Below are 14,007 nucleotides of genomic sequence, written 5' to 3'. Positions count from 1 at the left end.
TATTGTATATCAATTAAGAATGTGTTATGAGGCACAGCCGCGCACGCTTGCCTGCGCCTCACTTTTGGCTTGGGTTACCCCATCAGATAGCAAAACCCGTAACCGGTAATGTAGCTAAAATAAGGCTTGCCGAAAATGCCAGTTTAGTGTGTGCGCAATTTCTCAACCAATGCAGCTGGCATTTCTTCGGCCGAGATCCCGTAACCGTTTACCAGCGTGCCTTTAGTGCCATCTTTTTTTGATGATATGGCGTAAAGTACGGCCTCGTCGTCGGGGTTCGATTCTCCCTCAAAACGGAACACGCTGTCTATTTCAAAATCGTTTGGCGATAGTTGGGTATTGCTGGTTTGGCACAAAAGGCCCTCTTCGTGGATGTTAAAATCTAAGGTGTAGCCTTCTTCTTTTAAGCCGTTAATAGTTTGCGATAGGGTGCCGTAGTCTGTTTTCATGATGTGTTAGATGTAGGGCCAATATCGGGTTTTTAATGCGTTTTTTGTTCACCGGGGATAAAAGCTTGTTAAGCGATATGGGCCCGGAGCCAATAACGGCGAAGATGCCCAGCAGCACACAGGCAAAAATAGAAAGCCACAGATCGGAGTTTGGGGCCGATTTAAAAATGTTGATCAGAAAAATCGCCCCGATAACGATGGGTAATTGCAAGATGGAGGATAATCGCGTTAGCAAACCAAGGGCAATTAACACTCCGCCGGCAAGGTGTACAAAAGTGATATAGTACATCAAAACTTCCAAAGCCGTTGACGATAGGTCTATTAACCTTTGATCTTCGATGGTATATTGCAAAAAAGCCATGTTGTGAAAAAACGCGTAACCCTTCATGAACAAAAAAATGCCTAAAGTTATCCGCAGCAGGTCAAGAATAGCGGGGTGATGTGCATCGCCCCAATGCTCGAGTTTATGTATCGCATTCATAATTGGTTATTTTAATTTAACAATTAAAACATGGGTGTTGCAGCCTGGCAGCTGTCAAAATGCGCCCTTGTATAAATATAGGGAATTTTTGAGGATTTTGTTATCGATGAATTTATTTTTTGGGAGCAGATAAATTGATGCTTCAAGTATAAATGCCATTTTTACCTTAGGTAATTTTAACCGGCTTTTTGAAGGACCGTTTTTTGGCTACGATTTTTTTGATGCCTTTGCATGTCGCATCTTCAGCCATTTCAATAATTATCTTATCTAAAGCGATCAACTCTTTTTCGATATGAACCAAAACTTCGCTATCTAAATTATCGTCCTTCAAGAGGCCGGTAAGGCCCTGTAGGTTGGCTAACGGGCGGCGGATCATATGCGATTGTTTCCAGGCAAGCCCTTGTATGGTTTTTACGTGGTTTTCAATATCCTTGTATGCAGCTTTAAGGTTTATTTCTGCATTTTTGCGGTTGGTTATATCTTCAAATTGGCTAACAAAGTAAATTGCGCCACCTTTTTTGTTGTTAACCGCCGCGGTATTTACAGATATCCATACGATAGATTTGTCTTTACATTTATAGCGCCTTTCAATTTTGCCGGGATTGCTAAAAATGGCTGACAGCTCATTTTCCTGATGTGGATCAACCATCCGGTTATCGCCGTAAATACTATCGATTGACATGGTAAGCAGTTCTTGTTCTTTGTAACCCATCATATCACATAAACTTCTGTTTACCTGAAACCACTTGCCTTTTAAGGTTACCAAAGCTGTCCCTATGGCAGAATGTTCAAAAGCAGCCTTAAATTTAGCTTCAGTTTCGCGGTATTTTGCCATCAGGATGGTTAATTTGTCTGACCGTTGTTTCACCCTAAGTTCAAGCTGATCATTCATCAACGCTACCTCTGTTTCGGCATCACGGCGCCCCGTATCAAGTTTGTTCATCCACCGGGCCATGTTCCAAACCATCACAAATCCCGCGCATATAAAACCAATAATGAGTAAACTCATACCATTCTTAAAAGAAAACAACTTAAAATGCCTGCCTATTAAACTTAGAATTCCAAAAAATAGGATTATAAAAACAGCAATAATAAGAACCCTTTTAGCCATGACATTGCCTACAAGCTTACCGGCGAATAATTCATTTATCCCTATAGAGGGCTGAAGCCAGCTTGCGGTAAGCGATATTAAAAACAATAAGAACGCGGTATGTATAGGTATTGAACCAGCATAGCTAATGCTGTAAAATGACGATAAGCCGTATAAATATCCTATTATGGCCACAGCAGAAATGGCTGTTACAAAGTTTAAGCAGTATTGAGAAATGATATGATTAATATTCGACTTAGTTGTAAAACCCCAAAACGAGCAGCCCAGCAAAATAAAACAAACAGCAGTTATTGGAGACATCCGCCCGGGGTAAGATAAGTGTTGGTTAACAGCAGCTGTATCAGCAAAAAATAGTTCGTCTATACCTAAATTAAATCGGAATATACTCTCAATTAACGAAGCAAAGCCGATCACAATAACAGTTAAATACAAGATACGCGCGATGATCAGGTGGCTTTTCCTGATTTTGAATTGTGTAACCAGCAAGGCAAACCCCACTAAAATGAATTCGATAGCTGTATTAACCTTCATTGAAACAAACTTTGGTAACACAGCTTGTAAAATAGCTATGTGGAATATCCAGCCGGTTAATACTAAAGAGCCTATGGTGATACTTATAAAACCCGTTATGGTTATAGATCTTAATTTTCCGGGTAAAGGGGCCGGGCTGTAAAGTGAAGTAATTATCGGGTTTTGCATCGCTAAAATTTTTTGGAAGGAAGTATTAAACGATCTTTAATATATTTAAGATCGTGGCATAGCGGTGAAAAGAATAGTTGCGTAACATTATGTAATAACTTGTTAATTATAAATATATTCAATTAAGTACCCGTCTATTAAACAATAGTAATATCGTAATAATATCTTTAATTAAAAATAAATTGCAGTTTATGAACTAATTATAATATGCTGACCTGTGTTTAGACTTTTGGCACTTAATAATATGTACGCGCTAACCTTTATTATGCCATCGCCATTAAAATGATATAAATTTATACCATCTAATAATTCAATGGAAATCCAGCAGGAACAACAGGTAGCCGAAGCAGTTATAAAACCCAGGGTGTTTAGCACAACGCAGATCCGTTTTGGTACATTTTTAGGCGGGCCAATTGTGGCGGGTTACTATTTTGCCGAAAACTACAAAGCTTTTGGCGACAAGGGTAGGGCCAGGGCTTCCTGGATCTACGGGATTGCAGCTACAATTATAATAACCGGCGGTATTGTTGCAATACCTGCTGACGTTAAAATCCCTAACTATATTTTTCCGTTAGCATACGGTTGGGCCGCCTATTACATGGCAGATCATTTTCAGGGAAGCCAAATTATAGCTTACACCGCAGGTGGCGAAGGTTTATTTGGATGGGGAAGGGTTATCCTGGTGGCTTTTATTGGCGTAGCAATTACTTTTTTATGCCTGTACCTGGCCGTAATTATTGCTGATAGATAATCAAAACGAACGGGTGTACCACGGTGTCCCGTCCTGTACCGTTTTTTGATAAATGAGAGATCCTATATAAAATGTATAAATAATTGATATACATATATTTATATATTTTATATGAAGTGATTGTTTTATTTTTTGATGAATTTATAAAAAATTAATCTATTGTATATCATGGTGTTACGTAAGTGTCCCACACGTTGGTCACAAAAACGGGACAGTACAAAATAACAAAGCCGCTCACCAGGGGGGAACCCCGGTAAAGCGGCTTATCACTCATCACTCATCAATGGGTATTTTTATCTCCAGCCACCGCCTAAAGAGCGGTACAGGTTGGAGACGGCGCTGAGTTGCGCACGTTTGATGGACGCCAGTTCCAATTCGCTTTGCAGTACGTTACCCTGTGCGGTTATCACCTCCAGGTAAGTTGCCAAACCATTTTTGAATAACATATTGGCATTGCCGGTTGCCTGCTGCAGGGTAGTTACCCTGTTAGCTGCTATGGTTTGCTGTGTTTTTAATTTTTCGATAGATACCAAAGCATCAGATACTTCGCCAACGGCGTTCAATACCGACTGGCGGAATTGTATTACTGTTTTTTCGCGATCTATTTTCGCAACTTCGTATTGTGTCCTCAACCTTTTTTTGTTGAACAATGGCTGGGTTAAACCACCCAAAACGGAACCAAATAACGAAGCCGGGATGTTAAACCAGTTGCTTGCTTTAAAGCTATTAACCCCACCGGATGCGCTGATAGTTAATGCCGGGTACATATTAGCTTTTGTGATGCCAACGTTTGCGTTAGAGATGTTCAAAGCTAACTCGGCAGATCTTACATCGGGCCTGCGGCTAACAATGGCCGATGGTAAGCCCGATGGCAGGTTATCGGCAATTTGCAGGTTGCTTAGGGTATTGCTGCGTTCTATCCTATCTGGCAGTGTACCTGTTAAAATACGCAATGCGTTTTCCTGAATGGTGATATTCTGCTCAAACTGGGGTACCAATTGGGCTGCTGCCTGGCGTTGCGCGTCGGCTTGTTGCACTGCTAATGAAGTTACCTGGCCTGCATCAAACTGCAAACGGATAATGCGCAGTGTGCTATCGTTCAGCTTTACATTCTTTTGGGCGATAGTCAATTGCTCGTCCAGCATCAGCAGGTTATAGTACCCTTGCGATACACCGGCTACGATGTTGGTCTGGATGGCTTTTTTAGCCTCGGCAGTTTGCAAATATTGCACTAAAGCGGCTTTGTTTTGGTTGCGGATCTTACCCCAGATATCAGCTTCCCACGATAAATCAAGGTTGGCCGAGTAATCTTCGATATGTTTAGTGCCTACGCCAAATGCGCCCAGGCTTAAACCGTTCAGGCTGTTGTCGCTTGGGCGGCTGGTGCTTGCCGTAACGTTAAGGTTTACGGTAGGGGTATAGTTCCATTTTACCTGGGCAAATAGTAATCGCGAGGACTCAATGTTTTTTACCGCTATCTGCATATCGTAATTGTTTACAATAGCAGTATCTATCAACTTTTGCAGGGTAGCATCAGTAAAAAAGCTTTTCCACTGTATATCTGCAATGCTGGTAGTATCGGTAGTAGCTGCATTCCTGAATGCCACGGGCAATGCAGGTTTGGGCGTTTCAATATCTTTTGAAACCTTACATGCGCTTAATGCCATTAACAGCATAAAGACGAATGTGTTGATGTATCTTTTCATTGTGTTGTGTTTTTAGCCTTTCCCCAACCCCTCTCCAGGGGAGAGGGGTATACGGATCGGTTGTTATTGAATGTTTTCTACTCTGCGATTTACTCACCCGGTCATTGCTTCGCTTGACCACCCTCTCTCCGTAAGCGGAAAGAGGACTTGACTTTTTCACCCTCTTTGCAAAGCAGAGAGGGTCGACCAGCGAAGCGTAGTCGGGGTGAGTAAGACCTTTTAATGTGCTTCTGCTATTTCTGTAGGCTTAGCATCCGGGTTGTAATTTTTATCCAGATGGCGTGATAACGGTGTGCCGCTAACTTTTTCCTGCAAATGCTGGAAGATCACAAACAGTACCGGGATAATTAATAACCCTAATATTACACCAGATACCATACCGCCGGCAGCACCGATACTGATAGAGTGGTTACCCTGTGCAGACGGCCCTGTTGCTATACTCATTGGAAATAACCCGAATACGAAGGCAAGTGATGTCATCACAATAGGGCGGATCCTTAATCTTGCAGCTTCGATGGCTGAATTGACCAGGCTCATACCCGACTTGCGTTTCTGCACCGCGAACTCTATGATAAGGATGGCATTCTTGGCCAGCAAACCGATAAGCATGATAAGCGCTACCTGTACGTAGATGTTGTTTTCTATACCGGTTAATCCAAGTACGGCAAACACACCAAACAAACCTGTAGGGATAGAAAGGATCACAGCCAATGGCAGGATGTAACTTTCGTACTGCGCAGATAACAGGAAGTAAACGAACACTAAACACAGCAGGAATACCACGGTAGACTGCCCGCCTGATGAGATCTCCTCACGGGTTTGGCCCGAGAACTCGTACGCGTAACCCTCCGGCAATTCTTCTTTTGCTGTCTGCCTGATAGCCTCAATAGCATCACCCGAGCTGTAGCCCGGTTTAGGGATAGCGTTCACCTCGATAGAGTTGAACAGGTTATAACGCGATGCGGTTTCTGAACCATACACACGGGTTAATTTAACCAGGGTGTTGATAGGCACGGTTTCGCCTGCTTTGTTTTTTACAAACACACGGTCGATAGTTGTAGGGTCGGTACGGTCGGCGATATCAGCTTGCACAACCACACGGTAATATTTACCAAAGCGGTTAAAGTCTGACGCTTGCGCGGTACCGAAGTAGGCCTGCATAGTTGATAAGATATCTTTAACACTTACACCAAGCTGGTTGGCCTTTTCGTCGTCAATTTCTAATTGCAATTGCGGGTAGTCGGCTTTGTATGATGTAAAGGCGTAGGCAACTGCCGGTTTCTGCATCACCTTGGCGATGAAGTTGTTGGCAATGCCGCTAAACTTATCCAGTTTACCGTTGGTTTTATCCTGCAGCATCACATCCAAAGCTTCCACATTACTAAAGCCCGGTACGGTTGGAAAACTGAACACGAAGAATGTTCCGCCCGGTACAGCACCTAATTTGCCACGTACAATGTTTTGGATCTCGTCGATATTTTTTACATCGCCACGTTCATGCGTAGGTTTTAATAACAGGAAGATAACACCTGCCGACGGGCTGCTTGACTGTGTTAAGAAGTTGAAACCCGATAGCGCGGTAACAAACCTTGCAGACGGCAGTGTTTTTAACTGTTCTTCGGCTTGTTTGAAGATCTTGTTAGTACCGTTTAACGATGTACCCGATGGGGTTGAAACCGCTATGGCTACAAAGCCCTGATCTTCGGTAGGTATAAAGCCGGTTTTTGTGCGGCCCACCATAAATACGGTGGCAACAATAACCAACCCAAGGCCGGCCATGCTTATCCATTTATTTTTGATAAGTAATTTTAACCCGCCAACATACCTGTTGGTGATGAAGTTGAAACCACCGTTAAAACCTGCATAAAACTTATCTACAAAACCTTTTTTTGGTGCGTTGTGCCCATCAGCAGTGTGCTTGTTCTTTAAGAAAAGCGCAGCCAAAGCAGGGCTTAAGGTTAAAGCGTTAACAGCCGATATGATAATGGCTATGGCCATGGTCAACGCAAACTGTTTGTAGAAGATACCGGCAGAACCGCTCATGAAACTTACAGGCAGGAACACTGCAGCCATTACCAGCGTGATTGATATAATAGCACCGGTTATTTCGTGCATTGCTTCGGTAGTTGCCTTTTTAGGGCTGAGGCTTGGGTCGTGCTCCATTTTGGCGTGCACGGCCTCGACAACCACAATGGCATCATCCACCACAATACCAATAGCGAGTACCAGCGCGAACAACGTTAACAGGTTAATAGAGAACCCAAACAATTGCATAAAGAAGAACGTACCAATAATAGCCACCGGGACGGCAATTGCCGGGATAAGGGTAGAACGGAAATCCTGAAGGAATATGAATACTACGATGAATACAAGCACAAAGGCTTCTATTAACGTATGCTCTACCTGGGTTATAGATTCGTCCAGGTCTGTTTTGGTACGATAGAACTGGTTGTATTTGATGCCGATAGGGAAGCTCTTAGCGGCTTTCTCCATCAGTTTATCAATTTGGATCTGGATTTCATTCGCGTTAGAACCAGATAACTGGATGATACCGATAATAACACCATCCTTGCCGTTTAGGTTGCTATAACTGTTGTATGAGTATGCACCCAATTCAACACGCGCTACATCTTTTAAGTGCAATACCGAACCATCTGCGTTAGAACGGATGGCAATATTCTGGTATTCCTCGGGTTTGGTGAGTTTACCTTTATACTTAATTACGTACTCGAATGATTTGTCACTGCGCTCGCCAAAACGGCCGGGGGCAGCTTCAACGTTTTTATCCTGAATGGCGGCCATAACTTCGGCAGGGGTAATTTTATAAGTCGCCATTTGTGCCGGGTTTAACCACACACGCATACTGTAATCTTTTACACCGCCAAATACTTGTGCCGAACCTACGCCCGGGATACGTTTTATTTCGGGTACTATGTTGATCTGCGCGTAGTTGGCAACAAAGGTTGCGTCATATTTTTTTGGATCATCGGTATAAATGGCCATCGCACCAATAAAGCTATTTTGCTGTTTAGTGGTGGTGATACCATACTGCACAACCTCGGCAGGTAATTGGCTTGTAGCCTGCGAAACGCGGTTTTGCACGTTTACGGCTGCCTGATCTGGGTTAGTGCCTTGTTTAAAGTAAACGGTGATACCAAGTGAACCGTCGTTACTGGCGGTAGATGTCATGTAGGTCATGCCTTCTACACCGTTAATTGCTTCTTCCAGGGAAGGTGTTACCGACCGTAATATCGTTTCGGCATTTGCGCCCGGGTAAACAGCGGTTACCAATACGGCCGGCGGGGCAATATTTGGGAAACGCTCTAAGGGCAATTTGGTTAGGCCAAGTATACCTACTATCACCAACAATATGGAGATAACGGTTGATAATACCGGCCTTTCTATGAATTTCTTAAACATGATATTTTTATTTAGAGTGGCAGGATATAAGAAAGCAGGAGACAAGACACCCTATGGCATCACCCCAATTCCTCATATCTTGTTTCTTGATTCTTAAATTCTTGTGTCTATTCTCAGATTAGTTTTTAGCTACGGCAACTGCTTTGTCTGCAGATTTTTGCGGGGCTATAACCATTCCTTCCTGCAATTTGTCGATACCGCTTAGCACTATCTGGTCGCCGGCTTTAACGCCATCTTTAACCAGGTAGTTTTCGCCGCTTGTGCCTTCAATCGTAATAGGTAATTTTTTAACCTTGTTGCTATCTGCCAATGCAAATACGAAGATCTTATCCTGCATTTCGATGGTAGCCGATTGAGGTATTATCAATGTGTTTGGATGCGGCAGGCTTAACCTAACCTTACCTGTGTTTCCCGAGCGTAATAAGCCTTGGGGGTTTGCAAAGGTTGCCCTTACTGTAATGGCGCCGGTATTTTTATCAAACTGACCGTCTATTACATCTATTTTACCTGCTTTGGCGTATTCGCTGCCATCGGCTAATAGTAAGCTTACTGCTGGCAGGTGTTTAAGTTTATCCTTAATGGTGCTGCCTTCGTACCGGTCTTTAAAGCCTACAAAGTCTTTTTCGCCAAGGGCGAAATAAACGTGTACTTCGTGCACGTCAGACAGTTGGGTTAACGCTTCAACATCCTGTGGTGAAACCAGGCTGCCTTGTTTTTTTAACAAACGGCCAATGTAACCGCTAACCGGTGCTTTTATTAGGGTATAACCTAAGTTGATCTGCGCGGTTGCAACGTTGGCTTTGGCCGATTCGATATTGGCTTTTGCTACCTGGTAGGTCGCTTTCGCTGTTTTCAACTGGTATTCTGATATTACTTTGTTTGCAACAAGGGGGGTAAGTTTATCAACCTCTATCTGGGCGTTACCCTGTGATGCTTCTGCGGCGTGTAAACTTGCTAACGCGTTGTTTAAGGCAGCGCGGAACGGTTGTTCGTTTATTTTAAATATCGGTTGGCCTGCGCTTACAAAAGCGCCTTCGTCAACAAATACTTTATCTAATGAACCGCTTACCTGTGGGCGAACTTCAACGTTTACGGTACCTTCTATAGATGCAGGGTATTCCTGGTAAGTTGTTTGGTTACCTGTTGTTACTGCCGCTACGGGTAATGCCGGTGGGGGTGGTGCCTGTGGCGCCTGCTGCTTTGGCCCGCAACTGAATATGGAAATGGCGATGATCGCTGCTAAGATAATTTTCATGATGATTAGTTTTGATGGTGAGTTAATGGGAGTGAGTGCAGCCCGGAGGCTGTTAATATATATGGTGTCTGTTGTTTTTGTTGTATTGTACATGCTTATAAGTATTGTTGTATCCGATATTATATGTTTGAGTTTTCGGTTAATTATCACCGTAGCTAACGGCAACAAAAATTAGTTATTAACATTGGTAGATTATTTAACACTGTTAAGTGCCTTAATGTCGAGGTGATTGTAGTTTCCATGTGACGTGAGTTTTATATTTGTTAACGTTAATTTAACATCGTTAGATAATTTAACGATGTTTAAATATTTAGAAAAAAATTAAGGGGTGATAGACCTTATTATGCCGGTGATAGCATCCCTTAACACTTGTCTGTTTATTTTATCAGAGTCGCCACGGTCCAGCAAGTTAATAGAAACTAACCCATGTACTACCGACCAAAAAGTATAGTACTTGGTACAAATGATATCCGAATCCATATCCTGAATATTCATCAAATCGCCAATAGATGCCGAAATAATATCCCATGGTAATTCTGCCTCGGGCAGTTCGTTCACCATTTTACAGGCGCAGCTGGTTGTGATGCCAAACATACCTTGATAAAGCTCTTTGTTTGCAAAGGCAAAATTCCAATAGCTAAGCCACATTTCTTCCAGCTGGTTTGCCGGTGAGGTGTGTTTGTCTTTAGCTTCCTGTAATTGCTTTGATAATTTTAAATAACCCTGGCGGTTAAGTTCTAAAAGTATTGCCTCTTTGTTGGCGAAGTATTCGTAAATAATAGGGGCGGTATATTCAATAACGTCTGCTATTTTACGCATACTCAGGGCCTGCCATCCTTCTGCTTTAACAATTTGCAAAGCGGCCTCCAGGATGTTCACCCTGGTTTCCTCTTTCAATCGTAATATCCTATCCTTGCTGGCCATTTTATTTACCCCTATTAGATTATTTAACAGTGTTAAGCAAATGTACAACGGTAAATAATAAACCGTTTCATCCTAATGTCATTTGCTTATTAAATTCCTAATTAATTTATGATTATTAACCTGTGCAGTTATTGTCTTCATGAAACTTTACAAGTTTCAGCATCACTTCAATAGCAATTTCGTAATTTTTGGTACCTGCAACTTTTTTATACTGATCTTCCAGGTCGGCAACCTGTTTCTTTAAGTTATAATAGAATGCCTCGCCTTCGGTGGTAAAATACAACATCACTACACGGGCATCATCAATGCTTTTCTCGCTGCGTACCATATTAATGGCTTCCAGCTCTTTTACCATTTTACTGGTGGCTTGTTTGCTCACGTTCATTTTGGCGGCCAGCTCGTTATTGGAGATCCCCGTTTTGCCTATGCTCATAAACAGTGGCAAATGCGCGCTGTTAAAACCCGGCTGGTCTATACGGCAAAGCTTTTTGCTCATCCACTCGTCCAAAAGGCGCTTAAGCAGGTACACCAACTTTGGGGCAACCTTTTTTGTTTCTTCGGTCATTACACAAGTTTCTGCCATGATAGTACTATTAACAATTAAATGTCAACCTGGTTTACGAATATATATAATTAAAAGTCAAATTTGACAAAGAACCTCACACCGTATCTTGGTGCACCCGGGTTATCCAGGTAGGTAAACCTCTTTACAAAATCTACACGTAGCAATTTAAATATGTTACCTACACCTATGCTGCCCTCAACATAGGGTGTGCTGCCTAAGGCATAAGTGCCCGCACCGCCATTTAATGCACCCGGGAAACGCAGTAACGATGGGTCGCTGTTAGGGTTGTTTTCGGTACGTACACCGCCCCAAAGGCTTTTTACATCTATTATCTCGCGCAGTTTCAGTTTCTTCAACAATGGGATGCGGTTAAACAAAAAGCCGTTAAAGTTATGGTCGATAGCGATGCTGGCGTAGTGGTCGCTCACAAATTCCTGGAAGTTCATTAAGTTATATGATTGCAGTTGGAACGCGTAGGTTTGGTTGGCGTGGTGGATATCCAATAACGGGAATGGCACCTTGCCAAACACAACACCACCCTCGGTAGTAACATCGGTGAAACCTAACTGCGAAAGGTAAAAACGTTTGCTGATGTTACCCATTACGTTTTGGTAATTGTATTCGCCACCAAATACACCTTTAATACCTTGAGTATAGTTCAAGATAAACACGGGATATTTGTCAGGTATTGGGGTGCGGTAAAGTTTACCCTGGTAAAATTTTTCATGTGGTGCCCAACGGATTTGTGCCGATAACTCGGTGGTCTGGATCAGGTCTACATTGTTTAAAGCGCCATTTGGCAACAGGTTTTGATATTGTAAAGCACCTGCAGGTGTCTGGTTCCATTTTTTGAAACCTAATGTGTACGATAAGTGGTTGGTAAACTCGTGCACATAATCAAACCTCAAAATGTCGTTATACAACCATATATCATTTGCACCGCGTTTAAATGATAGCAGGAAGTTGCTTTCCTGTACAAATTGCAGTTCCTGGCCCGGTATTTTGGTATCGTGCTGGAAACTTGCCCTTACGTAGTTTTGCGGGAACGAATAGATAGATTTGTTGTTAAGTGAGTAAGTACTGCTTAAAAAGTATTTGAATTTTTCGTCGCGCACACCGTAAGCACCGTACGTTTCAAAGTAAACACGTTTACTAAGGGTAGGGGTGGTACGGCCGCCTAAACGAACGCGGAAACCTTCTACGGGGTTAAAGCTGTAGAATGTATTGGCAGGGCCAACTTCAAATGTGCCATAGTTTTTGTAACCGGCTAATACCAGTGTTGCAATATCCATTGTTTTTTTGAACGATGGGATGGTTTGCAGGCTATCAATGTTCTTATAGATACTTGCCGATGCCGCGTCTAAAGTATCGGGGCGGGTCATTTGCCAGTAGGTATCGTCTTTGTCCTCTGCGTTTAGCGCTATAACTTGTGCAGGGCCTTTATAGGTATCGTTGGTACGCGCGTTGTTGATCACAAAGTTGCTCACCGTAACCAGGCGTTCGCCATATATACCGCCGCCTTTTTCTTTGTTGATACCAAACTCGATCTTCAGGTCGCTTTGGTTAAGGTGGTAACGGCCGTCGTTGTTCTTCTCGAAAGAGAGGTCGGCCTGCATTTGCCTTACAAAGTTAAGGTTGATGTTTTTATTAACGGTTAAGTGCGCGTTTTGAACGGCGTAGTTGCCATCCATCGTGATATATATTTTACCCTCGAATAAAAGGTTGTTGGTGTTGCGTGGTGTAAAGCTTAGCTCGATAAGGTTCGGCTGTACATCTTTAAGTGTATCAGTAATAAAGAACTTGTAAAATTCGGGAGAGCCGTTAGCGATAGGGCTTAACAACTGGTTGCTTAACAGTGATACGTTGTTATCATAGATGTTGATATCCTGGTACATACGGTTAAAGTATGCGGTAAGGCCCTGGTTATCTACAAAATTCTCGTCGTATTTTACTTGTTTGTTGGCGGTGATGATCTGCTTTTTAGCGAATGGCGCCTTGCGGAAGTAGTTGTCAGATGTTTTTTCTTCCTGGTACATCGGCAGCAATGTTTTGCCACCTATAGCGGTAGAATCCTGCTCGCGGAACAGGAACTGATAGTTCTTAAAGATCTTTTTACTGCGGAATTTATCGCTTAGGTTACTTAACGAAAAGTTCATGCGTTCGTACTGTTTGTACTCGGCATAGTTATAATTCTCGACCTGGTTTTGTGCTTTGTGGGCAATTACCTGGCGGATCAGTTCGACGGCGGGGTTATTCTTATTGGTGTATTTTTTCTTTTTGGCCGATTTTACAACCACCTCGCTTAACGAGTGGTTGTCTTCGGTAAGTGCGATGTTAATGGTTTGGTCCTGGCCGGGGGTTATAGCACGTGTAGCGGTGCGGTAACCTACAAAAGATACCTTGATCTGGTTGATGCTTGCATCGGTAGTGGAGATACTGTAATGGCCCTGGCCATTGGTGCCTGCGCCTTGTGTGGTGCCTGCAAAAGTTACGGTTACGTAACTCATTGGCTGTTTTGTTTTGGCATCTGTTATCACACCGCGCACAATGGTTTGTGCATGTAGCGCCGTAACCGACGAAAGCAGCACCAAAAGCAGCACTGCAATTTTATTAACTATTTGAGTAAAAAGTGTTTTCATTTTATTG

The 14,007-nt window shown here is 42.8% G+C and carries 10 protein-coding genes; 1 reads left to right on the top strand and 9 read right to left on the bottom strand.

Going from position 1 to position 14,007, the window contains the following annotated elements; translation table 11 throughout:
* Positions 1 to 143: 143 nt before the first annotated feature.
* From ACVW0P_RS08790 to ACVW0P_RS08780, 3 genes are all read right to left on the bottom strand, one after another.
* On the bottom strand, positions 144 to 449 hold the full coding sequence (locus tag ACVW0P_RS08790; RefSeq protein ID WP_457131735.1) for a phosphoribosylpyrophosphate synthetase: 306 nt from the start codon (positions 447 to 449) through the stop codon (positions 144 to 146).
* Entirely contained in the window at positions 412 to 930 is a 519-nt protein-coding gene (locus tag ACVW0P_RS08785; protein WP_457131734.1) for a DoxX family protein, read from the bottom strand. Before ACVW0P_RS08785 ends, ACVW0P_RS08790 begins: the two co-directional genes overlap by 38 nt.
* Before the next feature lie 166 nt (positions 931 to 1,096).
* A complete protein-coding gene (locus tag ACVW0P_RS08780; RefSeq protein ID WP_457131733.1) occupies positions 1,097 to 2,740 on the bottom strand; it encodes a PAS domain S-box protein in 1,644 nt (547 codons plus the stop codon).
* A gap of 313 nt (positions 2,741 to 3,053) precedes the next feature.
* Between ACVW0P_RS08780 and ACVW0P_RS08775 the strand changes: the two genes are divergently transcribed.
* On the top strand, positions 3,054 to 3,491 hold the full coding sequence (locus ACVW0P_RS08775) for a hypothetical protein (protein ID WP_457131732.1): 438 nt from the start codon (positions 3,054 to 3,056) through the stop codon (positions 3,489 to 3,491).
* Between the two features lie 293 nt (positions 3,492 to 3,784).
* Here ACVW0P_RS08775 and ACVW0P_RS08770 read toward each other — a convergent pair whose 3' ends face one another.
* The 6 genes from ACVW0P_RS08770 to ACVW0P_RS08745 all read right to left on the bottom strand — a co-directional run bounded on the left by ACVW0P_RS08770 (position 3,785) and on the right by ACVW0P_RS08745 (position 14,000).
* Complete coding sequence (locus ACVW0P_RS08770; protein WP_457131731.1) at positions 3,785 to 5,197, bottom strand: efflux transporter outer membrane subunit; 1,413 nt, start codon at positions 5,195 to 5,197, stop codon at positions 3,785 to 3,787.
* A 219-nt stretch (positions 5,198 to 5,416) separates the two neighbouring features.
* Complete coding sequence (locus ACVW0P_RS08765) at positions 5,417 to 8,617, bottom strand: efflux RND transporter permease subunit (protein ID WP_457131730.1); 3,201 nt, start codon at positions 8,615 to 8,617, stop codon at positions 5,417 to 5,419.
* A 118-nt stretch (positions 8,618 to 8,735) separates the two neighbouring features.
* Complete coding sequence (locus tag ACVW0P_RS08760; protein ID WP_354432053.1) at positions 8,736 to 9,872, bottom strand: efflux RND transporter periplasmic adaptor subunit; 1,137 nt, start codon at positions 9,870 to 9,872, stop codon at positions 8,736 to 8,738.
* Between the two features lie 321 nt (positions 9,873 to 10,193).
* A complete protein-coding gene (locus tag ACVW0P_RS08755) occupies positions 10,194 to 10,796 on the bottom strand; it encodes a TetR/AcrR family transcriptional regulator (protein ID WP_457131729.1) in 603 nt (200 codons plus the stop codon).
* A 115-nt stretch (positions 10,797 to 10,911) separates the two neighbouring features.
* Positions 10,912 to 11,379, bottom strand: a complete 468-nt coding sequence (locus ACVW0P_RS08750) for a MarR family winged helix-turn-helix transcriptional regulator (RefSeq protein WP_354432051.1) — start codon at positions 11,377 to 11,379, stop codon at positions 10,912 to 10,914.
* A 50-nt stretch (positions 11,380 to 11,429) separates the two neighbouring features.
* On the bottom strand, positions 11,430 to 14,000 hold the full coding sequence (locus ACVW0P_RS08745) for a DUF5686 family protein (RefSeq protein ID WP_457131728.1): 2,571 nt from the start codon (positions 13,998 to 14,000) through the stop codon (positions 11,430 to 11,432).
* Positions 14,001 to 14,007 lie beyond the last annotated feature (7 nt).

It is taken from the genome of Mucilaginibacter sp. UYNi724, assembly GCF_054057495.1.
The sequence above is the reverse complement of the archived record's forward strand: the minus strand, read 5'-3'. Positions and strand labels throughout refer to the sequence as shown.

Bases quoted from the DNA above. Each gene is read 5' to 3' on its own strand.
- ACVW0P_RS08775 (WP_457131732.1), top strand. From the start codon at position 3,054: ATGGAAATCCAGCAGGAACAACAGGTAGCCGAAGCAGTTATAAAACCC.
- ACVW0P_RS08765 (WP_457131730.1), bottom strand. From the start codon at position 8,617: ATGTTTAAGAAATTCATAGAAAGGCCGGTATTATCAACCGTTATCTCC.
- ACVW0P_RS08790 (WP_457131735.1), bottom strand. From the start codon at position 449: ATGAAAACAGACTACGGCACCCTATCGCAAACTATTAACGGCTTAAAA.
- ACVW0P_RS08780 (WP_457131733.1), bottom strand. From the start codon at position 2,740: ATGCAAAACCCGATAATTACTTCACTTTACAGCCCGGCCCCTTTACCC.
- ACVW0P_RS08755 (WP_457131729.1), bottom strand. From the start codon at position 10,796: ATGGCCAGCAAGGATAGGATATTACGATTGAAAGAGGAAACCAGGGTG.
- ACVW0P_RS08745 (WP_457131728.1), bottom strand. From the start codon at position 14,000: ATGAAAACACTTTTTACTCAAATAGTTAATAAAATTGCAGTGCTGCTT.
- ACVW0P_RS08770 (WP_457131731.1), bottom strand. From the start codon at position 5,197: ATGAAAAGATACATCAACACATTCGTCTTTATGCTGTTAATGGCATTA.
- ACVW0P_RS08785 (WP_457131734.1), bottom strand. From the start codon at position 930: ATGAATGCGATACATAAACTCGAGCATTGGGGCGATGCACATCACCCC.
- ACVW0P_RS08760 (WP_354432053.1), bottom strand. From the start codon at position 9,872: ATGAAAATTATCTTAGCAGCGATCATCGCCATTTCCATATTCAGTTGC.
- ACVW0P_RS08750 (WP_354432051.1), bottom strand. From the start codon at position 11,379: ATGGCAGAAACTTGTGTAATGACCGAAGAAACAAAAAAGGTTGCCCCA.